We start from the raw sequence: 25,297 nt of genomic DNA, 5'->3' as shown, positions 1-25,297 counted from the left end.
AAATAGATATCTTTCAGTCACCTTCCTTATTAAGGGTTAATCAATTACTTTTCGTTCTAATAGAACAATTAAAAATAAGTATAAGAAAGGGCAGATTGGTCTGAATACTGCCCAGAACATAAATTAATGAGTTAATGCATTTTCCGCTGTAAGCACTTGAGCCAATTCTGTCACATCATTTAGTAATGCTTCAAAATCACTCAAGGTTAAGCATGGATTCAAAATCGTGAATTTCAGCGCTGCTTTACCATCGACAGTGGTTTCACCCAATACCGCCACACCACGAACCAAAGCTTCGATGCGAATTTGACGGTTTAAGTCATTTAACGCTTGCTCGTTCAAGTTAGCATTGCTGTAACGCATTAATACCGTTGAAAGTGCTGGTGGAGCCAGTAGTTCAAACGCGGCATTATTTGCAACCAATTGCGCCACTTCATGGGTTTGATCGATCAAGTGATCGTACATTTCACCTAATGCTTTAGTGCCGACACTTTGCATTGTCATGAATACTTTCAAAGCATCAAAACGACGTGTGGTGGCCATTGACTTATCAACTAAGTTTGGCAGTTCATCGGTTTCACGGTTTAGGTAATCAGCGTGATGCAGCAAGTACTTAAAGTTGGCTTTATCTTTCACCAACACAGCGCCACAGCTAATTGGTTGATAGAACAACTTATGGAAGTCAACACTGATTGATTGAGCGCGCTCAATGCCCGCTAAACGGTTTTTATGACTACTTAGAATTAACGCGCCACCGTAAGCACTATCAACATGCAGCCACATATCATGAACTAATGCTAAATCGGCTAAGGTGTTTAAATCATCAATCGCGCCGTGATCGGTCGTACCGGCAGTGCCGACCATCGCAAATGGAATTAAGCCTTCTGCTTTTAATTGGTTTAAGGTGTCGGCCATCGCATCGGTGTTAATCGTGCCGTCGTTATGAGTATCCACACAAACAACCGCGGCTTCACCTAAACCCATTAATGACGCTGTTTTTTGTACTGTGAAGTGAGATTTCTTCGAACATACGATACGTAATTTGTCGGCGTAATCTGGTAAACCTAACTTTTGAATCGAATGCTGACTTAACTTATCGGCAATCCAATCACGAGCCAACAATAAGCCCATTTGATTACTTTGCGTACCACCACTGGTAAATACGCCATCCGCGTTATCCCCCATGTTGTAACGGTCACATAACCAGTCCACCACTCGCTGCTCAACATAAGTGGCTGCCGATGCTTGATCCCATGAATCCATAGACTGATTCAAAGAAGCAATCATGGCTTCTGCTGCAATCGCCGGTACTAATGGCGGAGTATGCAGGTGAGCAATACAATTTGGATGCTGAACAAAAATAGAATTCTTCGCCACCAAGTTTGTTGCGCTGTTAATGACCTGCTGCAAATCGCTGTTACTAGAATCAAGATTGACTGCTTCGATTTGCGCTTTTAACAGCTGAGGTTCAATACCTGAATAGGGTTTATCTACCGCTTCAAATACTGCTTTCATTGCTTGAGTGGTTTGATTCATCGCTTTTTCAAAGCTGTCTGCACCGTGTGCGCCAGTTTGAATAAAGTGCTGTTGCCAACTCAGTTGTTCTAGTGATGGATGCTCAATTGTTTGTTTAGTTGGATCAATACCACCACCTGCCGCGATGATCGCTTCTTTTAATGTTTTCAAAGCGAAATCAATTTGCTCAAAACTAATGATCACAGGCGGTAAGAAACGTAATACCGAGCCATCACGACCACCTTTTTCAATCATCAAACCACGCTCTAATGCTGCGCGTTGGATCTTAAGCGTTAATTCTGGCGCTGATACAGGCTCACCAAACTTATTCAATTCACCACTTGGATGCACTACTTCTGCGCCAAGCATCAAACCTTTGCCGCGAACTTCCGCAATACAGCCGACTTCTTGTTGAATTTTTTCTAATCCAGCACGTAAGTATTGCCCCGCCACTTTGGCATGCTCAACTAAGTTATCACGTTGAATGATTTCCAATGCTTTCGCGCCAGAGACCATCGCTAATTGGTTTCCACGGAAAGTACCAGTGTGTTCACCTGGATTCCAAGTATCAATTTCTTTATTGAATACCAAAATAGACATTGGTAAACCGCCACCAATCGCTTTTGATAAACAAAGAATATCTGGTGAAATGCCTGACTCTTCAAAAGCAAAGTTATGACCAGTTTTACCCACGCCGCATTGAATTTCATCAAAGATCAATAAGATGCCATGCTCTTGAGTAATACGACGTAATTCGCGTAACCAAAACGCAGGTGCAGGGATCACTCCGCCCTCGCCTTGAACGGGCTCAACAATAATTGCAGCAGGCTTTTGAATACCGCTTTCATCATCATTTAGCATACGTTCGATATAACGAATATTTTGCTTAGCACCTTCATCGCCACCCATACCAAACGGGCAGCGTAGGCTATATGGAAACGGCATAAAGTGCACGTCAGACATTAAGCCAGTACGACGCGCTTTAGTACCTAGATTCCCCATCATTCCCATGGTGCCATTGGTCATACCATGATAAGCACCACGGAAGGCAATCATGGTGTTACGGCCAGTCGTCTGCTTAGCCAGTTTAATTGCCGCTTCTACTGCATCGGCTCCTGATGGACCACAAAATTGAATCACTGAGTTTTCGGCAAAATTCTCAGGTAGGAATGATTTAACCTGCTTAATAAAACGATCTTTTGCTGGCGTCGTAATATCTAAAGTTTGGTAAGGCAGTCCCGTATCAAGCTGCTCTTTTAATGCTTGGTTGATTTCTGGGTGGTTATAACCCAGCACCAAGGTTCCCGCGCCTGCTAGGCAATCTAAAAACAACTGGCCACGGGTATCTTCAACTAAAGCGCCATAAGCACGTTTAATTGCGATAGGTAAACGACGTGGATAAGAACGAACCGCTGATTCATGCTGTTCTTGATCCAGTAACACTTGATCAAGGGCAAGATCGTACACACCATCAACATAAGGAATATTGGTGGTGAATGGCATTTGGGCTTGGTTAAGCTCAAAATCAAAAGCAGTGGTCATTGATAAACCCTTAAAACGGTATTTACTCAGAAACTTAAAGCTACAGACGTGATCATCAACGCTGCAGTTTCAAATATGAAGAGTATTGATATTAAATACTGACTGAATTACCAGCCAAACCGACTTCAATGAAAATAAGTCATTACTTCAAATTGAAGACACTAAACACTAGATATAGCTATGAAATACCAATCAAAATGAGTAACGGGGCGAGATTAGCGTAGGAAAAAATCTTGATAACAAGGCATAAAATTTCTGTTAGTAGTGGGTCTACATACACTTTTTTATAAACAGAAGTTATAACGCAGTTAGCGAGCTTTTTAACAAGCTAAAATGAGCCGTTACTCGTTGCGATTGGTATACAAACTCAAGGTTCCGTTATATTTGAACTTCGTCGGCTTAGCGGAGTACAAGTGTAAGAGTTTAAACTTGTAATATGAGATCGCTTCATCGTGCGCAAAAAGGCCACAATTGAACGATTAAGATGAGTGAAGCTGATTTTTAAAATCTGGATTAATGTATTCAAAGTTGGGCTTCCTATAACAATGCGGATGTCTTTCGCATCGGTTCCCGTCTACTGATTAACTCGATGTTAACAGTACCTACTCATACGTAATGGCACAATCAGCTTGAATGTCCTTACGCGTATCCCCCTAAGGTAAATCTATCGTTAGAATTAACGATAACCTTGAGATTGTGGCGGAAAATAACACAGAAATTATTTTCAACGCAAACGATTTTTATCACACATAATAAAGGGGAGAATAAATTTAATTATTCTCCCCTCGTTTCATATTTCCGTTCTATCTTAAAAGTACTTGATTAGCCACTATTTACGACTTTTTAACCTTATACATAGCTTGAATTTCTTTTTTGTATTTTTCGTAAATCTTTTTACGACGTAACTTCAAGGTTGGCGTGATCAAGCCGTCTTCAATCGAGAACTCTTTTGGCAACAAGGTGAATTTTTTGATTTTTTCAAAGCCTGCCAATTCTTTTTGGAGATGCTTTAAACGTTGTTCAAAATGTTCAACCACATGACTATGCTTTAATAGCTCTATCGGTGATTCATAATGAATGCCCTTTTCTTTTGCCCAAGCATCCAATGATTCAAACGCCGGAACAATCAACGCAGTGACATAGTTTTTCGCATCAGCCACAATCGCTACTTGCTCGATAAAAGAACAAGTTCCAACTTTACCTTCTACTCGCTGCGGTGCGATATACTTACCATTCGAGGTTTTCATTAACTCTTTGATACGGTCAGTAATATACAAGTTACCATCTTCATCAAATTGTCCGGCATCACCGGTTTTCAACCAACCGTCTTCAAATGTCTCTGTAGTCTCTTCAGGGCGGTTGTAATAGCCTTTCATAACAATATCGCCACGAACTAAGATTTCGTTATCTTTTCCAAGCTTCACTTCTGTTTGACTTAGCGGTTGACCATTCGAGCCTGTTACACGGTTTGCAATAGTATTACACGTCACCGTTGCGGTAGTTTCCGTCATACCATAGCCACATAACACTGGAACATTGATCGCATGGAAAAAGCCTGCCACGTCTGCATCTAATGCTGCGCCACCACAAGGCATAAATTTCAAACGTCCACCAAGCGCATTTTGCAACTTACTAAAGACTAATTTTGTCGCTAATGTATTTTGCCACTCAAGAAAAACACTTGATGCACGGCGGCCTTGGCTTACTTCAAACTGCTTCTTACCTACCTTCATCGCCCAGGCGAAGATCAGTTGTTTAACCTTGCTGCCTTTAGTTACTTGTTCTTGAATTGCGCTGTACACTTTTTCTAAAAACCTTGGCACGACACAAAGCGTATTAGGTTTGGTTGCGCTGATCGCTTGCTTAACACGGTTGGTATCTTGCAAGTAAACGTTCTTACCGCCACGCGCTAAAACATAAAATGACCAACTGCGCTCAAATACGTGACTCAAGGGTAAAAATGCAAGCGAGGTGTCACCTTCCGTAAAACCTAGTACTTCATCATGTTGGGAGATCGTAGAAGCAAAATTACGGTAGCCCAACATCACTCCTTTCGGATCACCAGTAGTACCCGAGGTATAAATAAGCGTCACCAAATCATCTAACTGAACTTGCTCAACTCGAATCGCTAGCTGTTCATGTTGTGATTGATCTACTTGATACGTTTCCGCCAATAAATCATCAAGATGCCTATGATTTGGGCGTACTTTCAACTTTACCGAACTATCAAACACAATCACCGATTCAATATTAGGTAAAGTATCTTGTAACTCACACGCCATTTGATACTGCTGTGCATCATTAACAAATAACACTTTGGCTTCGGCATCATTTAAAATAAATTGCGCTTGTTCGAGTGTACTGGTTGGGTAGATAGGAACAATCACCGCTCTAGCCTTTAAGCTAGCTAAGTCGGCACACGTCCACTGCGGGCAGTTTTGCGAAAGAATGGCGCATTTATCTTGGATTGAAACACCAAGCTTAATTAACACTTTTGCCAGTTTATCAGTTTGTTCTTCAAGCTTCTGCCAAGTAACAAGGTTCCATGGAGCCTGAATTTCAAACCCTTCCAACGCAATTTGATCTGCACGTTGTTGAGCTTGCTGTTTAAACAAACGGATAAGATGATAAGCATCAAGAGACATAAATAGATTCCAGTTGAGCGTACAGGTGTTTCGATTTGGCGCAATATTACCCTATAACAGGAAAAAAGCGAAACAGTTGTAAGCTCAAAGAACACAAAAACACAAATAAGAAAAATATTCATAATAAGCTAGTACAAAGAATAAGCTTTATAAGTGAACAATGTTAAATACAGCCAACGCAAAAAGCCCCAGCATTCTGAAGTGCTTTCTTATTTGGAGCGACACACGAGGTTCCCTGCTTTTATGGACTAGGCGTGACCTCAACCTTCTCTACCAATTGAGCTGGCGTCATTCAAATCTCCCGAACCTCGAAATTAGTAAACTTCATAGATGAAAAAAGCCCCGATCAATACTGATCGGGGCTTTCTTATTTGGAGCGACACACGAGGTTCGAACTCGTGACCTCAACCTTGGCAAGGTTGCGCTCTACCAGCTGAGCTAGTGTCGCATTTGCTACATAAATGTAGACTTTAATAGATGGTGCCCCGGGCCGGACTTGAACCGGCACAGCGCGAACGCCGAGGGATTTTAAATCCCTTGTGTCTACCAATTCCACCACCAGGGCACGCAATTCATTGCGATGCCGTGACTTATCAAAGATAATTGAAAAGTTAGAACACCATCTGAAACCGAACTTACATTCCATTTCATTAATTTGGAGCGACACACGAGGTTCGAACTCGTGACCTCAACCTTGGCAAGGTTGCGCTCTACCAGCTGAGCTAGTGTCGCTTTGTATCAATTTAAACAAGATTATGGAGGCGCCTCCCGGAGTCGAACCGAGGTCCACGGATTTGCAATCCGCTGCATAGCCACTCTGCCAAGGCGCCTTATCTTGTGAAGAACTTAACTCTTTCGAATTATGTTGCGTTCCTCTTGAGTACGGGATGGCATTTTACGGATTAAGCCAAGCACGTCAACACTATTTTTCGATTTTTAAATCGTTTGTCTATTTTGCAGTCAAAAACCATTATATCGCACATTTTAATGCCTAATTTTGTCGATATTTTTAACAGAAAATTGAGAAAACATAACTTATCTATTAGATAAATAGCTAGAAACAAAAATCCCCGCATAATCTTTTTTATAATAAAGAATATACGGGGCTCTGATAATTCAATTTTAAAGTGACTGACTTAATCACCCTCGCCAGCCAGTAGATCTCCTTTAGCGGCTTTTAAGTATTGGTACATGGACCAATATGTTAAAGCTGTCGCAATGTATAACGTGACATAACCTAGCCATACCATCCAATCATCATAACGCCAGATGAGAACCCAAAGAGCAAACATTTGTGACAATGTTTTCCATTTTCCAATCCAAGAAACCGCAACGCTCGCTCGCTTGCCAATTTCTGCCATCCACTCTCGTAGTGCTGAAATAATAATTTCACGGGCAATCATAGTGGCAGCCGGAATGGTAATCCAAATGGTGTGATAGTGTTCAGTGATTACAATGAGTGCCGCGGCAACCATTACTTTATCAGCAACAGGATCTAAAAAAGCGCCAAAACGTGACGTTTGACCTAATTTTCTTGCTAGCACTCCATCAAGCCAATCGGTAAACCCTGCAACCCAAAACACCATTGCAGCAGCAAAAGGCGACCATGAATAAGGCAGATAGAAAACGGCAACGAAAACAGGAATTAACGCAAGTCGAAGTAAAGTTAAAATATTTGGTATTGTAAATCGCATAATTACGTCTCTTGGAGAGTGCGGCTTAATGTTGCGTTAAAACGTCTAGGGTTTCAATGCTTCATGGATGATTTCTGCCAAAGATTTACTGATCCCAGGAACTTTGGCTATTTCTTCTACAGTTGCTCGTTTTAATTCTTGTATACCACCCATATATTTCAGTAAAGCTTGGCGGCGTTTCGGGCCTACCCCTTCAATACCTTCTAAAGTACTGGTTCTTCGGGTTTTGGCTCTTTTCGCGCGGTGACCACTGATCGCATGATTATGGCTTTCATCACGAATATGCTGAATTAAATGTAAAGCTGGTGCGTCACTCGGCAAATTGAACTCTTCACCGGTAACTTTAATTAATGTTTCTAGACCGGGCTTTCTGGTAACACCTTTAGCGATACCAATTAGTTCTGGTTTTTTCGGCCAGTCTTGCCAATGTCTTTGTATTATCTCATAAGCACGGTTAAGTTGTCCCTTACCGCCGTCAATAAAAATCACATCCGGTATCTTTTCGGCATATATTTCATCAGTATATTGTTGCTTGGAGTAGCGACGCTCTAACACCTGCCCCATCGCAGCATAATCATCCCCCCCCGTGATACCTTCAATATTGTAGCGACGATACTCTTGTTTAACCGGGCCTTCACGGTTGAAAACCACACAAGAAGCGATGGTACTTTCACCCATAGTATGACTGATATCGAAACATTCCATGCGCTCAATGCGTTCCATACCAAACTCGGTTTCTAACTCTTTAACCCTCTGATTCACCGTCATTTTATGACTAATCTTCGACGTTAACGCACTGCGAGCATTGGTATTGGCCAAATTAAGATAACGACCTCGGATCCCTCTAGGACTGACATGGAATGTAACTTTACGGCCAGCTATTTCGGTTAATGCGGCTTGTAATGGACTTTCATCATCGAATAAATCAGCGTTATAAGTAATTCGAGTTGGAATCGTCGACGCTTCATTATGGCTTAAATAATACTGGTTCAAGAAGCTCGAAAATACTTCGTGATCATCGGTATTGTTAGGGATTTTAGGGAAGTGACTACGGCTACCCAGCACTTTACCTTGCCTAATCATTAGAATATGAACGCAAGCCAGACCATTTTCTTTAGCAAAGCCAATCACATCCATGTCTTCTGCGCTGTCATTGGAGACTGATTGTTGCTCTTGTACACGACGGATCGCTTGAATTTGATCGCGATATTTAGCCGCTTTCTCAAACGCTAACGCTTGACTTGCTTCGTCCATTTTTTTAATTAAAGCATTCAGCACGAGATCATCTTTGCCTTGCAAGAATAAGCGAACATAGTTGACACTTTCCGCATATTCTTCATCACTAATCAGACCTTTAACACACGGTCCTGAACAACGTTCAATTTGATACATCAAACATGGTCGAGTGCGATTGGCATAAATGCTGTCTTCACATTGACGAACTGGGATGATTTTTTGTAATAAGTGAAGCGTTTCTCGTACTGCCCCTGCATCTGGATAAGGGCCGAAATACTCCCCTTTCCTTTTCTTTGCGCCACGATGATAAGCAAGACGAGGATGCTTGTGTTTGGTAATTAAAATATAGGGATAAGATTTATCATCCCTTAATAGCACATTGTATTTAGGAAGGTATTGCTTGATATAGTTGTGCTCTAAAATTAAGGCTTCGGTTTCGGTATGCGTCACCGTGACATCAATTTTGGCAATATGGCTAACGAGAGCCTTGGTTTTTTCGTTATCTAGGTTCTTACGAAAATAGCTGGAAAGACGTTTGAATAGATTTTTTGCTTTACCGACATAAATAACGTCAGCCTCGACGTTATACATACGATAAACGCCGGGCTGATCTGAAACCGTCGATAGAAAAGAAGCAGAATCAAATGGATCTGGCACTACAGAGTCTCTGTATTTATCATGCCATAACGGATTGCGAGATGCGTTAATTCTACATCACCACTGATATCGAGCTTGCTAAACAAGCGGTAGCGATAGCTATTTACTGTCTTAGGGCTAAGATTAAGCTGCTCGGATATATCCGTTACTTTTTGTCCTTTGGTAATCATCATCATGATCTGTAGCTCACGTTCAGACAGCTCTTTAAATGGATTATCTGAAGGTGCTGAAAATTGACTCAATGCCATCTGTTGCGCTATTTCAGGTGAAATATAACGCTGACCACTGTTGACCATTCTAATCGCATTCACCATTTCATCTGGCGCAGCACCTTTGGTTAAATAACCAGCAGCCCCCGCTTGCATGACTTTGGTTGGAAATGGATTTTCAGTATGTATTGTAAGAACAATGATTTTAATATCAGGATTAAAACGTAAAATTTTCTTGGTGGCTTCAAGGCCGCCAATACCTGGCATATTCATATCCATCAAAATAACGTCCGCGTGATTAGCACGGCACCATTTTACAGAATTCTCACCACTGTCAGCTTCCCCTACTACTTTCATTCCACGGACGTCTTCAATTATACGTCGAATCCCTGTGCGAACCAGTTCGTGATCATCTACAAGGAAAACATTTATCACTCTTGTATCTCCACACTTGGATTATCGCTAGACCAACAAGATTATTAATCGCTGGTCACTACATTCTAACTTATTTATGGTCACAAAATGACTGTTAATCTCAGAATCCGTACTATTTTGTGACTAACACATCATAGATATCGTCTTCTATGTGAATTGATTGATTAAAATTACTTAAAGTAAGCTTTATGAAATCAAGTAATTACAAATGTATTATTAATGGTTTACTCAAGAATGCAAGACCAGATTTAATATAAAATAGGCATTTAATATTACCATGTTGAGGGTAGTCCGGTTTTAGAGTTCTAATCCGTCTAGTTTCCAATCAAGATCAATGAAAGCTCGCACCATTCTCAATCAGTTTGTTATCATGCTAGCACTTAACCGCTTCTTTCTCACTTAACAACTCTGGACAGATTTTCACTTGAATGGTTCATCAGACATCAATACCGCCAATATCGACCAAGGCTTTGTGCTGACACGACAAGCTCGTGATTTACACCATTCTGGCTCCCAGACGCAAATTGAACTTTGGGTCGCAACCGATAGCGGCCCGACCCAACTATTAATTGCCGCCGAGCGAAGTGTGTTTTTCGTCTTACAAGAACACCAACAGGCCGTTAGCAATGCATTAAAACAACAAAACATCCCCTTTGAAATTCAAGCTGTTGCACTCAAAACTTTTAGCCAGCAACCGATTTGTGCCTGTTACTTTGGCACCATTCAATTAACCAACCAAGCGAAAAACGTCTTAACTCAATCAAATATCGATTGCTTTGAAGATGATATCCGCCTAACCGACCGCTACTTAATGGAACGATTTATCCGCGGAGGCATTCAATTTACCGGTCAGTTTTCACAGCAGAAGCATTATAAGAAAGTCACACAAGCTCGCTGTAAAACGACATCCTATCAACCTAATCTCACGGTGGTTTCTTTAGATCTCGAATGTTCAGAAAAAGGCATCTTGTATTCGGTTGGTCTCGATTCAAAAATGGACAGTCGAGTCATCATGATTGGTTCGCCACAGGAGTATGACGCAGAAGTTAACATTCAGTGGGTAGAAAACGAATACGCCCTCTTAACCGCCTTAGTCGATTGGTTTGAACACTTTGATCCCGATATCATCATTGGATGGAATGTGATTGATTTTGATTGTCGATTATTAGCCAAGCGAGCGGAATGGCATAAACTGCCTCTGAAACTAGGTCGAGCGCAACAAAAGCTGTATTTCAGGCAATCCAATAATACTCAGCAAGGTTTTGTTTCTATTCCGGGCCGAGTGGTTTTAGATGGCATCGATACTTTAAAAACCGCGACTTATCACTTTAATTCGTGGACGTTAGAATCTGTGGCCCAAAACCTACTCGGTGAAGGCAAAATCATCCATGATCCGTTTAATCGTATGGATGAAATCAATCGCCAATTCCGCGAAGATAAAATTTCTCTTGCCACTTATAACCTACAAGATTGCCGTTTAGTCACGCGCATTTTTGAGCAAACTCATTTACTGCAATTTGCTATTGAACGCTCACGGTTAACCGGTGTAGAGCTTGATCGTATTGGTGGGTCAGTTGCTGCCTTTACCAATTTGTATTTGCCTCAATTGCATCGTGCCGGTTATATCGCGCCAAATCTTCACTCTGAAAACTGGTTCGCTAGTCCTGGTGGTTACGTGATGGATTCTGATCCCGGACTCTATCATTCAGTGCTAGTACTTGATTTTAAATCACTCTACCCTTCAATTATTCGCACCTTTCTCATTGACCCGATGGGGTTAGTTGAAGGTTTAAAACTTGAAATAGGTAAAGAAGAACATCAAGCCGTCTCAGGATTTCGCGGTGGACAATTTCACCGTAGCAAACACTTTTTACCTAATATGATTGAAGAATTGTGGGCAGCGCGAGATATCGCCAAGAAAAATAATGAAGCGGCCTTTTCGCAAGCCATTAAGATCATTATGAATTCATTTTACGGCGTACTCGGCTCTTCTGGTTGTCGTTTTTTTGATACTCGGTTAGCCTCTTCTATTACGATGCGTGGCCATGAGATCATGAAGCAAACTCGAGCCTTAATCGAAGAGAAAGGTTATCAAGTAATTTATGGGGATACTGACTCTTTGTTTGTCTCTTTAATTGAGCCTCACAGTCAGCAACAAGCCGATCAAATTGGCCAAAAGCTGATTAAAGAAATTAACTTGTGGTGGCAGGAACATATTAAAGATAACTATAACCTGCAATCGGCCCTAGAGCTTGAGTACGAAACCCATTATCAACGATTTTTAATGCCTACCATTCGCGGCTCTGAAACTGGGTCAAAAAAACGCTATTGTGGTCTTATCAATACCGATGGAAAAGAAAAGATGGTATTCAAAGGATTGGAAAGTGCTCGCACTGACTGGACATCACTGTCACATCACTTCCAACACAAACTGTATTCTATGATCTTTCATGATGAAGACCCACAAACCTTTATTCGCCAATATGTTGAAGATACGCAAAATGGGGTTTATGACGATAATCTTGTCTATCAAAAACGCCTACGCCGCAAACTAAGTGAATATCAGAAAAATATTCCGCCACAAGTCAGGGCAGCACGTTTAGCCGATGAAAAGAATGCTCGCCTAGGCCGCCCTTTGCAATATCAAAATAAAGGTAGAATAGAATATTTGTTTACGCTCAATGGCCCAGAGCCTAAAGACTACTTAGAAAGCCCTATCGATTATCAACATTATATTGATAAACAGATTAAACCGGTTGCCGATGCAATTTTGCCTTTTATCGGCTTAGACTTTGAGTCGATCATCGCACCGCAAATTGGTCTATTTTAATATATATCTTTCATACTTGAAGCTGCAGTTTTGTTAGACGCGCTCATTCACCCCAATCATTTAGACAAGCTAAACTCATGGGCTTCATTCACTTGTCGCCTCACTGCAACTCCAATTACTTTGGGTATAAGCTAAACTAATAATTATTTTTGGTATTAAGTTAAGATCGTGATATTTTCTCGCTCAAACATACTTTCAAACACCAAGAGCCTCTGTGCTTCTTAGATATAACTTAGGAAAAATCATGCCTAAAGCTAGTGATATTAAAAAAAATGCCGTTGTAGAACTAAACGGTCGTGTATTCTCTGTACGTGAAATCAGCAAATTAACGCCAAGTGGCCGTGCGGGTGCAAGTCTGTACCGTATGCGTATGTACGATGTAGCAACTGGTGCTAAATCAGATGAAAGCTTCAAAGCTGATGAGATTCTCACTCTGGCTGACTTTAGCCGTCACAGCGTAATGTTCTCGTACATTGATGGTGATGAGTACGTGTTCATGGATAATGAAGACTACACGCCTTATCACTTCAATAAAGAAACGATTGAAGATGAAGCCTTGTTCTTTAACGAAGAAACTCAAGGCTTAAGCGTTGTAATCGTAAACGATAAGCCTGTAGCGGTTGAGCTTCCTTCAAGTGTTGAACTAGAAATCGTCGAGACATCACCTTCGATTAAAGGAGCATCAGCAAGTGCCCGTACTAAACCTGCAACTCTCTCGACTGGCCTTGTTGTTCAAGTACCTGAATACATTTCAGGTGGCGACAAAATTAAAGTTAATACCGCTGAACGTAAGTTCATGGGCCGTGCTGACTAATTATTAAAAAATAACTATACCCTTCGTATTTGAAGCTACAGCTTTGTTGACGGCGTTCATTCGCCCCAATCACATAGGCGAGCTATGCTCATGGGGCCTCATTCACTTGTCGCCTCACTGTAACTCCAATTACTTTGGGTATAGCGGTTAATCTTATTTGTTTGACCACTTTTTTAACTGATATGAAATACATTAACCAAGTATATTTAAGGCAATAATGACAGATTTAATCTCTTACGATGACGTAATCGAAGTCGGCTATGACATCTTTTTGGAAATGGCACCAGATAACCTAGAAGCAGCAGATGTCATCTTATTCACAATGCAATTTGAAGAGCGCGGCGCAGCTGAAGTAGTTGAAACAGGTGATGACTGGGCTCAACACGTTGGCTTTGAGGTTGATAAAGAGACTTACGCGGAAGTAAAAGTAGGATTGGTCAATGAAGCCGATGATGCTTTGGATGATGTGTTTGCTCGCATGCTAATTAGCCGAGACCCTGACAATAAATTTTGCCATATTTTGTGGAAAAGAGATTAATACTCGGTCGGGTATAGTCCCATTTCTATAAATGCATAACGAACAAAGGGCCCATCAAGTAATTTTGATGGGCCCTTTTAATATCCGTAATCAGTGTTTCAATTATACCAATCAAATTAATTAGGTGATCAGAAATTACGAAGGAAAAAGCCTTGAGAACAAAGCATAAATTTTCGATAAGTAGTTGCTCTACAATCAAAATTGATAACGCAGTTATCGAGGCTTTTCACAAGCAATAATGATCAGATAATCAGTGCGATTGGTATTATTGACGAGTTCTTGGCTTACCAGCGGTAGATGATGGCTTGCGACGATTCGTCTGCTTACCTTGACGACCGCCTACTGCTTCACCATTGTTAACTTTATTGGTGGTTGTGCCTTTAGTCGCGACATTACCGCGAGAAGCATTGCGGCCACGACCTTTTGGTGCAGTTGAACGTTCTTCGTGACGCTTCACCGCGCGGCGGATCTTCTGACCACGAGAACGTTCACGTTTACGAGAATGCTTATCAGGGTCAATTAATGTTTCTTTTTCAGGTTTAAGATCAACCATTTCACGCAAGTAGTTCACTTCTTTAAGTTCAAGCTCAACCCAGCCACCACGTGGTAATGCTTTCTCTAGAAAAATTTCACCATAACGAACACGTTTCAGACGGCTAACGGTTACCCCTTGAGATTCCCACAAACGACGAACCTCACGATTACGACCTTCAGTGATCATCACATAGAAAGTATGGTTCATACCTTCGCCACCAGCGTAGACAACATCTTCAAAACGAGCCATGCCGTCTTCAAGTTCAACACCACTAGTAACGTTACGAACCATCTCTTCGTTTACTTCACCAAATACACGGACTAAGTACTCACGTTCCACCTGACGGCTTGGGTGCATTAGTCGGTTAGCGAGTTCACCATCAGTTGTGAAGAGCAATAAGCCACCGGTGTTGGCATCAAGACGGCCAACCGAAACCCAACGAGAACCTTTAATTTTTGGTAAGCGATCAAATACCGTACGACGACCTTCTGGATCGTGGCGAGTACATAGCTCCCCTTCTGGCTTGTTGTAAGCAAGAACTCGGCAAATCACTTCTTCAGAATCTTTTACTGACACTTTGTGGCCGTCAATACGAACGATGGCGTTGTCATCTTCCAATCGGTCGCCTAGTTTGGCCACTTGTCCATTAATGCTCACACGGCCAGCTTGAATCATCGCTTCTAATTCACGACGAGAGCCATTACCTGCACGGGCTAAAATCTTCTGTAACTTTTCGCTCATTTATATACCTATTATTTGTCGACTTCACAGCCGTCTTTATTGCTTAATTTAAAATTAGCTTTATAAAACAATAAATTAAAATTAGTTTCTTTTCTTTAATTATCATAAGATTAAGAAAAGGCAGCAGAGTATACACTAGTTTGTTAGATACCTGAATGTTTAAACAACAAAGCCCCACAATTAAATGTAGGAATCAAGTATAGCAAATGAACTTTATTCAAATGGCGTTGGGTCGCCTGCACCACGACGAACAACCACCATTTCATCATCGCTAAAATCAACTACTGTCGTTGGTTGTTCACCTAAGAAACCACCGTTCATGATCAAATCAACCGAATGCTCTAATTTATCGCGAATATCTTCTGGATCAGCCTCTGCGTAATCATTACCCGGTAAAATCAGGGTAGTCGACATTAATGGTTCACCCAGTGCTTCTAGTAAATCCAGCGCAATTTTATTATCTGGAACACGAATACCAATCGTTTTACGTTTCGCATTCATTAAACGGCGTGGTACTTCTTTGGTTCCTTTAAAGATAAAGGTATACGCGCCCGGAGTGTTATTTTTTAAAAGACGGAAGGCGGTATTATCGATTCGGGCATAAAGTGATAACTCAGAAAGGTCGCGACATAACAAAGTAAAGTTATGCTTATCATCGATTTTACGAATGCGGCAAATACGCTCTAAAGCAGTTTTATTTTCAAGTTGACAACCTAGTGCATAACCAGAATCCGTAGGATAAACAATTACCCCACCATTGCGAATGATTGCAACTGCTTGATTAATCAATCGAGCTTGTGGGTTTTCTGGGTGTAGATAAAAAAATTGGCTCATTGATACTCCTAATTGAGATAAAGATTAAGTCTAAGATTCAATTTTCGACTCAATCACATTGGCGAGATCAGGTTCACTCTCTATTAAGCTTAGATTTAGGCTTTATCCGTCCCAAACTCTAAATGTGCAATCTGCTGCCAATCTTTCCAGACTGGTTCAACACCAGACGGTAACCATAAATTACGACCAAGCTCTGTCCATGGTGATGGATAATGAAAATCCGATCCTTGCGAAGCAAGTAGACCATTTTCAATCGCATAGTCGGCTAATGTTCTTCTTTCTTGTAGAGCTTGCTGAGGTTGGGCAACTTCCATCGCATCACCACCAGCAGCCACGAATGCTGCAATTAAACGCTTCAACCATTTAGCTGTCAATTGATAACGTCCTGGATGCGCTAAAACCGCGACACCTCCAGCGGCATGTATTGCGGAAACCGCGTCTTCAATACTGCACCATACTGGTGGAACATAGCCCGGATTATTACGGGTTAAATACTTTTTAAACACTTGCTGCATGGTTTTCGCATAGCCATTTTCAACTAACCATTTGGCAAAATGAGAGCGCGTAATCGATGCGCCATTGGCAATCGCCTGAACTTCTTCCAACACTCCTTCCCTGGTGTGTTTTGCCAAGCGAACGGCCATTAATTCAGAGCGTTCAACTCGTCGTTGCTTTTGCGATTCAATTAATTGCTGCAATGCAGGGTTCTGAAGATCAATATCCAACCCAACAATATGAATATCTTTATTCTGCCATACTGTCGAAAGCTCAATACCCGTGATCAAATGCAAAGGTAGAGATTGCTCAGTAATGTAATCTTGTGCCATAGGAATCGCATCGACACTATCGTGATCGGTGATCGCTAAAACATCTAAGTTCATTTCAACCGCACGATCGAGTAGTTGCTGCGGGCTTAACCGTCCATCAGAGCATGTCGTATGACTGTGTAGATCGATTCTCATGAAAATAAATGGCCTTACATTGAGATTAATAAATAAAAAAGCTTGACTCAAAACCAATGAACTAGTTTACTAGTACACAAGAACTTAAGGGATAACCCGACAAGATAAAGCGGAAGCGAATATGGCAAGCAATGTGTTACAAGATAATAACATTATTCTAAATTCGACTGTAGCCCATTCTCATGATTTATCTGAGGACGCTTCTTCGACTGCTTCAAACCTTCATTTCAATGGTTGGCGAATTTGGCACATATCATCGTGGCGAAGGAAAAAGAGTAATCATAACTTATTGATTGATTAAGCTACTTCGCCCGCTCAGATGCGGGCTTTTTATTGTCTATTTACAATTGAATATTTTATAAACAATCACATTATTTTCTCTTAACCCAGTCCACAAACATTACAAATAACTCGTGGATAAATAACGAAATATGATAAACAAAGTTTATACACTGAACACGCTATAACTCATAATAAACGTGTGAAAGCAAACGGAATTTTAATACATGATTAAAGGAAGTCTTATGAATAAGGCAGCAAAGATTCATCAAGATAAGATCAACCACAAACACCCAATTGAGGTGTTTCAAGTGGACACCCCTTACCTCGAAGACCCAACGCAAGTTTTTCATGCTTTATGTGTCAATGATAACGCACTGGAAACTCAAAATAGTTTATTGCTTGAAAGCGCCGAAATCAGTTCAAAAGAGAACCTAAAAAGCCTACTTCTTATTGATGCTGCAGTACGTATTGAATGTCGTGGTCATCAAGTTACCATGACAGCAAAAAGCTTAAATGGACAAAACTTACTGCAAGCGGTCAAAGCAAATTTAACCAGTAGTGTACTCACTCAAGCAACCGACAAAGCATTAACCCTTTCTTTCGATGCGCCTAACGATGCAATTGATGAAGATTCTCGTTTACGTCAATCTTCTAGCTTTGATGCTCTGCGTGTCGTTCAACATAGCTTTGATTTACTGCAACTTCCTGATTCACTCGGTGCCAATAAAAAGCTCGCTATCTTTATTGGAGGTTCGTTTGCTTATGACCTCGTTGCCAATTTTGAAGATCTCGGTAATGCGAAATCCATTGATAACTGCCCTGATTATGTTTTCTACGTAGCAGAAACCTTGATGATTTTCGATCACCAAACTCAACATTGCAGCGTACAAGCAACCGCCTTTAATAGTACCAACAGCATCCAGGCTGAATTAAAGCAACGCTTAGCCAATATTGCTGAACACTGCACCGATGTTGCCCCACTTCCACAAGCAACAGAAGTAGCGGACATGTCAGTGGAAACCAATATTTCTGATGAAGACTTTTGCCAAATCGTTCGTGACTTAAAAGAGTTTGTGGTTAAAGGGGATATTTTCCAAGTCGTGCCATCACGCCGTTTTTCACTCCCTTGCCCTTCCCCGCTTGCGGCCTATAAAGCTTTAAAACAAAGCAACCCAAGCCCATACATGTTCTACATGAAAGATGAACTATTTACTTTATTTGGTGCATCACCAGAAAGCGCATTGAAATACGATGCGGATAATGAGCAAATCGAAATCTACCCAATTGCCGGTACCCGTCGTCGTGGAAAAAATACCGATGGTTCAATTAACTTTGACCTTGATAGCCGTATCGAATTGGAACTGCGTAACGATAAAAAAGAAAATGCAGAACACATGATGTTGGTCGATCTCGCTCGAAATGATGTCGCAAGGATCGCTACCGCTGGCTCTCGTCACGTAGCCGATTTACTGAAAGTCGATCGTTATAGCCATGTCATGCACTTAGTATCACGCGTAGTCGGCGAATTGCGTTGTGACCTTGATGCACTGCATGCCTACCAAGCTTGTATGAATATGGGCACATTAACTGGGGCACCAAAAATTCGCGCCATGCAGTTGATTCGTGATGTAGAGCAACAACGCCGCGGCACTTATGGCGGTGCAGTTGGCTACTTAACCGGTGAAGGTGACCTTGATACTTGTATCGTGATTCGCTCCGCTTATGTTGAAAACGGCGTAGCTCATATACAAGCTGGTGCTGGAGTAGTGTTTGATTCAGACCCACAATCGGAAGCGGATGAAACTCGCGGCAAAGCACAAGCCTGTATTAGCGCTATTCAACTCGCGCATCAAGCTAACTCAACTCACAGTCAACAAGGTTAAGGTGATCATCATGGCGAACATTCTTTTTATTGATAACTTTGATTCATTCACCTACAACCTTGTTGATCAATTTCGCACACTAGGCCATGACGTTACTATTTACCGTAATAGCTTATCAGCGGAAACCATTGAACAAGCCGTTAATCAACTAGAAAACCCGGTCGTCGTGCTTTCACCAGGCCCAGGCGTACCATCTGAAGCAGGTTGTATGCCTGAGCTAATTCAACGTTTGAAGGGTAAAGTGCCAATAATTGGTATTTGTCTAGGTCACCAAGCGATTGTTGAAGCTTACGGTGGTACGGTGGCTGGCGCAGGTGAGATCATTCATGGCAAAGTCTCGATGATGATGCATGACAAGCACCCAACCTACCAGAACTTACCGTCACCTTTTGCGATTGCTCGTTATCATTCTTTGGTTGCCACTCATGTGAGTAACGCGCTAACGGTAACGGCGCAAGTTGATGGATTAGTCATGTCAGTGGTTGAAGAAAATGACAAAGTCTGCGGCTTTCAATTTCACCCTGAATCCATTATGACGACCTATGGTGCGACATTATTAGAAAACACAATTCGTTGGGCATTAGAAAAATAGAGCTGAGAGCTGAGAGCTGAGAGCTGAGAGCTGAGAAAAATTATTACAAGGATTTAATTATGCAAAACAACAGCAACCAAAAGATCATTGACAAGCTATATGCCCAAAGCAATTTAAGCGAGCAAGAAAGTCACTCCCTTTTCGATACCATTATCAAAGGCGAAATGGATCCTATTCTATTGGGCGCGGTATTAACTGCATTAAAAATTAAAGGTGAAACGCCGGAAGAAATCGCAGGGGCCGCTCAAGCCTTACTAGCAAATGCCTCTCCATTTCCAAGCATTGAAGGCGATTTTGCCGATATCGTCGGTACTGGTGGTGATGGTTCCAATACCATTAACATTTCAACCACCGCCGCTTTTGTGGCTGCCGCTTGTGGAGTAAAAATCGCCAAACATGGTAACCGCGGCGTATCAAGTAAATCAGGTTCCTCTGACCTACTCGATTCTTTTGGTATTAACCTCGCCATGAGCCCAGAAGATACTAAATCTGCGGTGGAGAACATTGGTGTAGCATTCTTATTCGCACCGCAATACCACGGTGGTGTGCGTCACGCAATGCCAGTACGCCAAGCGATGAAAACTCGCACCATTTTTAACTTACTTGGTCCTTTAATTAATCCGGCTCGCCCAAATATTGAATTAATGGGCGTTTATGATGAAAGCTTAGTTCGCCCTATCGCCAAAACCATGGCAAGTATGGGAATAAAACGCGCGGCAGTAGTGCATGGTAGTGGACTTGATGAAGTGGCTATTCACGGCTCAACCCTAGTGAATGAAATCGTAAACGGCGAAATTATTGAATATACCTTAACCCCAGAAGATTTTGGCGTGAATAGTCACCCACTCGAAGCAATTAAAGGTGGCGAACCAGAAGAGAACCGTGCCATTATCACTAAAATCTTAAATGGCGAAGGAACCGAAGCACAGGTATCTGCCGTAGCCGTGAATGTTGCGCTACTGTTGCGTCTATTTGGCCAAGAAGACTTAAAAGCTAACACTCAACAAGCTATTGAGGTTATGAATTCAGGCAAAGCGTACCAGCTTGTTACTCAACTTGCCGCGCACGGATAATCGAGGAGAAAGGAATTGGAAACCGTATTAGCAAAAATCGTCGCGGATAAACGCATTTGGGTTGAAGAACGTAAAGCTCAACAACCTTTAGAATCATTCAAGCAAGATTTGCAACCAAGCGATCGCGACTTTTATCAAGCATTGCATACTGGCAAAACTGAATTTATTTTAGAGTGTAAAAAAGCGTCACCATCAAAAGGCCTAATCCGTGAAGATTTCAATTTAGACTACATTGCATCGGTCTACGCTAATCATGCTAGCGCTATTTCGGTATTAACCGATGAGAAATACTTCCAGGGTGATTTCAACTTTTTACCTCAAGTACGCAAGCAAGTTACGCAACCTGTCTTATGTAAAGACTTTATGATCGACAAATACCAAGTGTACCTTGCTCGTTATTATCAAGCCGATGCGATTCTGTTGATGCTTTCTGTACTTAACGATCAAGAGTATCAGCAGCTAGCAGAAGTGGCTCGATCATTAGACCTAGGCATTTTAACCGAAGTCAGTAATGAAGAAGAATTAGAACGTGCGATTGCATTGAAAGCGCAGGTCGTCGGCATCAATAACCGCAACTTACGCGATCTATCCATTACTCTTGAACGCACTAAAGAACTCGCACCTCGTTTATCAAAAGATACTGTGGTGATTTCTGAATCAGGCATTCACAACCATCAGCAAGTGAAAGAGCTATCACAGTTTGCGAATGGTTTCTTAATTGGTAGTTCTTTAATGTCGGAAGAGAATTTAGAAGTGGCAGTTCGTCGTGTCATTTTAGGCGAAAATAAAGTCTGCGGACTGACTCACCCAGACGATGCAAACCTAGTCTACCGTTCTGGTAGTGTTTATGGTGGGCTTATTTTTGCCGCTAAATCTAAACGTCGAATCAGCATAGAAGACGCTCGATTGATTATGAGTGGCGCGCCATTACATTATGTGGGTGTATTCCAAAATCAATCGATGGATGAAGTCGCTCAAACTGCTAATCAACTGGGTCTGGCTGCGGTTCAACTTCATGGCGCAGAAACACAAGCACAAGTCGCTGAATTACGCCAACTACTACCAAAAAGCGTTAAAATTTGGAAAGCTTATGGGGTGTCCGATCAGCTACCAATACTATTAGAGCAACACGTTGATAAACATTTATTAGATTCTCAAGTAGGTAATCAATCAGGAGGAACTGGAATGAGTTTCGATTGGGACCTTTTAAACAAAGGCAATACGTCAACGAGTCATCGTCAAAGCATTATGATTGCAGGCGGCTTATCACCTGACAATATCGAAGAAGCCGCACAACTTGGTTGTATCGGTTTAGATCTTAACTCCGGCGTTGAAAGTGAACCCGGTAAAAAAGATCCACAGAAACTAGAAGCCGCGTTTAAGGCATTAAGAAATTATTAAATTAATGACGCAGAGCTTAATACTCCGTCATTGATAATTAACAAGGATTATATTTTTATGGCTAAATTAGATGCCTATTTTGGTGAATACGGTGGTCAATATGTACCACAAATTTTGGTGCCAGCATTGGATCAACTTGAACAAGCGTTTATTGATGCTCAGCAAGATCCTGAATTTCAAGCTGAATTTATGGGTTTATTGCAAGAATATGCGGGCCGACCTACTGCATTAACCTTATGTCGTAACATGACTAAAGGCACTAAAACCAAACTATATCTAAAGCGTGAAGACCTACTGCACGGTGGTGCACATAAAACCAACCAAGTACTTGGTCAAGCGCTACTGGCTAAGCGCATGGGTAAAAAAGAAATCATCGCGGAAACTGGTGCTGGTCAACATGGTGTTGCCACAGCGCTAGCGTGTGCTTTGCTCGATTTGAAATGCAAAGTCTACATGGGCGCGAAAGATGTTAAGCGTCAAAGCCCGAACGTATTCCGTATGCGCATGATGGGCGCTGAAGTGATCCCAGTACACTCTGGTTCAGCAACCTTAAAGGATGCCTGTAATGAAGCGCTACGTGATTGGTCTGCTAGCTATGATAAAGCGCACTACCTACTAGGTACTGCCGCTGGCCCTCACCCTTTCCCAACGATTGTACGTGAATTCCAGCGCATGATTGGTGAAGAAACCAAAATGCAAATCCTTGCTCGTGAAGGACGACTTCCTGATGCCGTGATTGCCTGTGTTGGAGGCGGTTCAAATGCGATTGGTATATTTGCCGATTTCATTGAAGAAACCAATGTCCGCCTAATTGGTGTAGAGCCAGCGGGTAAAGGTATAGATACAGACCAACATGGTGCACCACTTAAGCATGGTACCACCGGCATCTTCTTCGGTATGAAGTCACCATTAATGCAAGATGAGAATGGTCAAATTGAAGAGTCTTACTCAGTATCGGCTGGATTAGACTTCCCATCAGTTGGTCCACAACATGCCCATTTAAATTCAATTGGCCGTGCTCAATATGAATCAATCACCGATGATGAAGCGCTCGATTGCTTCCAAAGCTTGGCACGTAATGAAGGTATTATCCCTGCCCTAGAATCTGCCCATGCACTTGCTCATGCGCTTAAAATGGCACAAACAGAACCTGAAAAAGAACAATTGTTAGTGGTTAATTTATCGGGTCGTGGTGATAAAGATATTTTCACTGTACAAGCGATTTTAGATCAGAAAGGAGCACAATAATGGACCGTTATCAACAATTATTTACTCAGCTCAATGAAAAGAGCCAAGGTGCCTTTGTTCCTTTCGTTACTATTGGTGATCCTAACCCAGAGCAATCGCTGGCGATCATTCAAACCTTAGTTGATGCCGGTGCCGATGCGTTAGAACTAGGTTTCCCTTTTTCTGATCCATCCGCCGATGGCCCAACTATTCAAGGTGCTAATATTCGTGCATTAGAATCGAATACCACACCGAGTATCTGTTTTGATTTAATCAGTAAAATTCGTGCGCAACATCCAGATACGCCGATTGGCCTACTGGTTTATGCCAACCTAGTGTATGTACGTGGCCTAGATGATTTCTATTCACACTGTCAACAAGCTGGTGTTGATTCGGTATTGGTTGCCGATGTTCCAACTGGTGAAAGTAAACCATTTGTCAAAGCGGCCAAAGCACACGGCATTCACCCCATCTTTATTGCTCCGCCAAATGGTAGCCCTGAAACACTAGAACAAGTTGCTAACCTTGGTGGAGGTTATACCTACCTGCTCTCGCGTGCAGGTGTAACAGGTACCGAAACCAAAGCAGGCATGCCTGTTCATGAGTTGCTTGAGCGTTTAAATCAATTTGATGCGCCACCAGCGATTCTTGGGTTCGGCATATCAGAGCCAGCTCAAGTTTCAGAAGCGATCCAAGCGGGAGCAGCAGGTGCAATTTCGGGTTCAGCGGTAGTAAAAATTATCGAGCGTAACCTAACTAAGCCAGATATCATGCTGTCAGAGCTTAATGATTTTGTTATATCGATGAAAACGGCAACGCAAAAAGCCTAACTTAGAAATCATGTTTTTAAATTAACAATCACCTTTTAAATTGGCAACCCAGAAAGCTTAAATCACAATAGAAAAAACAGCAAAAAGCCAGTCAACGCATTTATTGACTGGCTTTATTGCTTCTACTTAACTTTATTAGCTCGACCACATTATATTAATGCAAATCGGCTAATTTAACGTCATTCATTCCTAACGCTTGCGCCACATCATACATAGCTTGATTTAAAATTTTATGGGTGTTTTTATCACTTTCGTAGCTCACTTTAACGTTTAAATCCATCATCACTTGATTATGAATCTCATGTGATAACGCTTTATCAAACAAGTAACCACTCCAAAATTTACCATCAGACGCTGTCCCTGCATTCACTAATGTTTTCGCCAACTCAACACCAGAAAGATTTGCAGGTTCGGGTAAGGTAACACCCGCTTCAGTTGCACGTTTTAACCCCAAATTTACCGTAGTATCCATGCCACCCATAAAAGTATAGACTGCCTCTTCACCGTATTGCTTTTTTAATTTGGCGACTTCCGCATTGACTATTTCTTCACCAAGCATTGAAACCAACGCATTGGCAAAATTGAAATTTTCTGCACCACCACCCGCTTTCACTAATGCCGCGGTCACCTCGAGCGCAGGCTCACCGGTATAGATTGCTCCGCCAAACATATTTATCATTTGTTGATGTTCAATAGCATGCTCGGCACTATTATGATCATTGGTTTCCGCATAAACTGCATCCGTTGACAATGCTGCAATCGTTGCTGCTAAAAAAACTGTTCTCATTTTCATAATATATTCCTTCTTTTTTAGATAATTAA

The 25,297-nt window shown here is 41.7% G+C and carries 18 protein-coding genes and 4 tRNA genes; 9 read left to right on the top strand and 13 right to left on the bottom strand.

From position 1 onward, the window contains the following. Positions 1-123 precede the first annotated feature (123 nt). The 9 genes from ACN0T8_RS01100 to uvrY all read right to left on the bottom strand — a co-directional run bounded on the left by ACN0T8_RS01100 (position 124) and on the right by uvrY (position 9,933). Entirely contained in the window at positions 124-3,057 is a 2,934-nt protein-coding gene (locus ACN0T8_RS01100; protein WP_417878836.1) for a pyridoxal phosphate-dependent class III aminotransferase, read from the bottom strand. An 833-nt stretch (positions 3,058-3,890) separates the two neighbouring features. Next, positions 3,891-5,702: an AMP-dependent synthetase/ligase gene (locus ACN0T8_RS01095; RefSeq protein ID WP_417878835.1), complete on the bottom strand. Its 1,812-nt coding sequence runs from the start codon at positions 5,700-5,702 to the stop codon at positions 3,891-3,893. A 372-nt stretch (positions 5,703-6,074) separates the two neighbouring features. Continuing rightward, positions 6,075-6,150: transfer RNA gene (locus ACN0T8_RS01090), tRNA-Gly, on the bottom strand. Positions 6,151-6,180: 30 nt separating this feature from the next. Then, positions 6,181-6,267: transfer RNA gene (locus ACN0T8_RS01085), tRNA-Leu, on the bottom strand. Between the two features lie 91 nt (positions 6,268-6,358). After that, a tRNA-Gly gene (locus tag ACN0T8_RS01080) sits at positions 6,359-6,434 on the bottom strand. Between the two features lie 24 nt (positions 6,435-6,458). Then, positions 6,459-6,532: transfer RNA gene (locus tag ACN0T8_RS01075), tRNA-Cys, on the bottom strand. Between the two features lie 306 nt (positions 6,533-6,838). Continuing rightward, complete coding sequence (gene pgsA, locus ACN0T8_RS01070) at positions 6,839-7,396, bottom strand: CDP-diacylglycerol--glycerol-3-phosphate 3-phosphatidyltransferase (protein WP_417878834.1); 558 nt, start codon at positions 7,394-7,396, stop codon at positions 6,839-6,841. 45 nt (positions 7,397-7,441) lie between these two features. Continuing rightward, positions 7,442-9,289, bottom strand: a complete 1,848-nt coding sequence (gene uvrC, locus ACN0T8_RS01065; RefSeq protein ID WP_417878833.1) for an excinuclease ABC subunit UvrC — start codon at positions 9,287-9,289, stop codon at positions 7,442-7,444. Then, entirely contained in the window at positions 9,289-9,933 is a 645-nt protein-coding gene (gene uvrY, locus ACN0T8_RS01060; RefSeq protein ID WP_027696060.1) for a UvrY/SirA/GacA family response regulator transcription factor, read from the bottom strand. The genes uvrC and uvrY overlap by 1 nt, the downstream gene beginning before the upstream one ends. A 424-nt stretch (positions 9,934-10,357) precedes the next feature. Here uvrY and ACN0T8_RS01055 point away from each other — a divergent pair, with 424 nt between their 5' ends. The 3 genes from ACN0T8_RS01055 (at position 10,358) to ACN0T8_RS01045 (ending at position 14,115) form a co-directional block, all read left to right on the top strand. Then, positions 10,358-12,763, top strand: a complete 2,406-nt coding sequence (locus ACN0T8_RS01055; RefSeq protein WP_417878832.1) for a DNA polymerase II — start codon at positions 10,358-10,360, stop codon at positions 12,761-12,763. Between the two features lie 244 nt (positions 12,764-13,007). Continuing rightward, complete coding sequence (gene yeiP / locus ACN0T8_RS01050; protein ID WP_417878831.1) at positions 13,008-13,577, top strand: elongation factor P-like protein YeiP; 570 nt, start codon at positions 13,008-13,010, stop codon at positions 13,575-13,577. A gap of 217 nt (positions 13,578-13,794) precedes the next feature. Next, a complete protein-coding gene (locus tag ACN0T8_RS01045) occupies positions 13,795-14,115 on the top strand; it encodes an HI1450 family dsDNA-mimic protein (protein WP_027696063.1) in 321 nt (106 codons plus the stop codon). A 265-nt stretch (positions 14,116-14,380) separates the two neighbouring features. Here ACN0T8_RS01045 and rluB read toward each other — a convergent pair whose 3' ends face one another. From rluB to rnm, 3 genes are all read right to left on the bottom strand, one after another. Beyond that, complete coding sequence (rluB, locus tag ACN0T8_RS01040; RefSeq protein WP_417878830.1) at positions 14,381-15,391, bottom strand: 23S rRNA pseudouridine(2605) synthase RluB; 1,011 nt, start codon at positions 15,389-15,391, stop codon at positions 14,381-14,383. A 213-nt stretch (positions 15,392-15,604) separates the two neighbouring features. Next, positions 15,605-16,225 carry an L-threonylcarbamoyladenylate synthase gene (locus ACN0T8_RS01035; protein WP_417878829.1) on the bottom strand — a complete coding sequence of 207 codons (621 nt, stop codon included), beginning with the start codon at positions 16,223-16,225 and terminating at the stop codon, positions 15,605-15,607. Positions 16,226-16,320: 95 nt separating this feature from the next. After that, positions 16,321-17,187 (bottom strand): RNase RNM, encoded by an 867-nt coding sequence (rnm, locus tag ACN0T8_RS01030; protein ID WP_417878828.1) that lies wholly within the window; start codon positions 17,185-17,187, stop codon positions 16,321-16,323. 524 nt (positions 17,188-17,711) lie between these two features. On the opposite strand from rnm, the gene ACN0T8_RS01025 reads away from it, so the two are divergent. Genes ACN0T8_RS01025 through trpA form a run of 6 tightly spaced genes read left to right on the top strand, consistent with a single transcriptional unit; the run spans position 17,712 to position 24,475 of the window. Continuing rightward, on the top strand, positions 17,712-19,352 hold the full coding sequence (locus ACN0T8_RS01025) for an anthranilate synthase component 1 (RefSeq protein ID WP_417878827.1): 1,641 nt from the start codon (positions 17,712-17,714) through the stop codon (positions 19,350-19,352). Between the two features lie 10 nt (positions 19,353-19,362). Next, the gene (locus ACN0T8_RS01020) at positions 19,363-19,944 is read left to right on the top strand and encodes an aminodeoxychorismate/anthranilate synthase component II (RefSeq protein ID WP_417878826.1); all 582 of its coding nucleotides are present in this window, start codon (positions 19,363-19,365) and stop codon (positions 19,942-19,944) included. 59 nt (positions 19,945-20,003) lie between these two features. Next, complete coding sequence (trpD, locus tag ACN0T8_RS01015; protein ID WP_417878825.1) at positions 20,004-21,017, top strand: anthranilate phosphoribosyltransferase; 1,014 nt, start codon at positions 20,004-20,006, stop codon at positions 21,015-21,017. Positions 21,018-21,032: 15 nt separating this feature from the next. Further along, positions 21,033-22,418 carry a bifunctional indole-3-glycerol-phosphate synthase TrpC/phosphoribosylanthranilate isomerase TrpF gene (trpCF, locus tag ACN0T8_RS01010; RefSeq protein WP_417878824.1) on the top strand — a complete coding sequence of 462 codons (1,386 nt, stop codon included), beginning with the start codon at positions 21,033-21,035 and terminating at the stop codon, positions 22,416-22,418. A 57-nt stretch (positions 22,419-22,475) separates the two neighbouring features. Continuing rightward, the gene (trpB, locus tag ACN0T8_RS01005; RefSeq protein WP_417878823.1) at positions 22,476-23,666 is read left to right on the top strand and encodes a tryptophan synthase subunit beta; all 1,191 of its coding nucleotides are present in this window, start codon (positions 22,476-22,478) and stop codon (positions 23,664-23,666) included. Further along, positions 23,666-24,475 (top strand): tryptophan synthase subunit alpha, encoded by an 810-nt coding sequence (gene trpA / locus ACN0T8_RS01000; RefSeq protein WP_417878822.1) that lies wholly within the window; start codon positions 23,666-23,668, stop codon positions 24,473-24,475. The genes trpB and trpA overlap by 1 nt, the downstream gene beginning before the upstream one ends. 154 nt (positions 24,476-24,629) lie before the next feature. Here the strand turns inward: trpA and ACN0T8_RS00995 are convergent, their stop codons facing one another. Beyond that, positions 24,630-25,268: a hypothetical protein gene (locus ACN0T8_RS00995; protein ID WP_417878821.1), complete on the bottom strand. Its 639-nt coding sequence runs from the start codon at positions 25,266-25,268 to the stop codon at positions 24,630-24,632. Between the last annotated feature and the right edge of the window lie 29 nt (positions 25,269-25,297).

Origin of the sequence: Vibrio sp. (assembly GCF_048266485.1) — a bacterium.
Taxonomy (GTDB): Bacteria; Pseudomonadota; Gammaproteobacteria; order Enterobacterales; family Vibrionaceae; genus Vibrio.
Note: the sequence above shows the minus strand (reverse complement) of the source record. Positions and strands in the feature narration are given on the sequence as shown.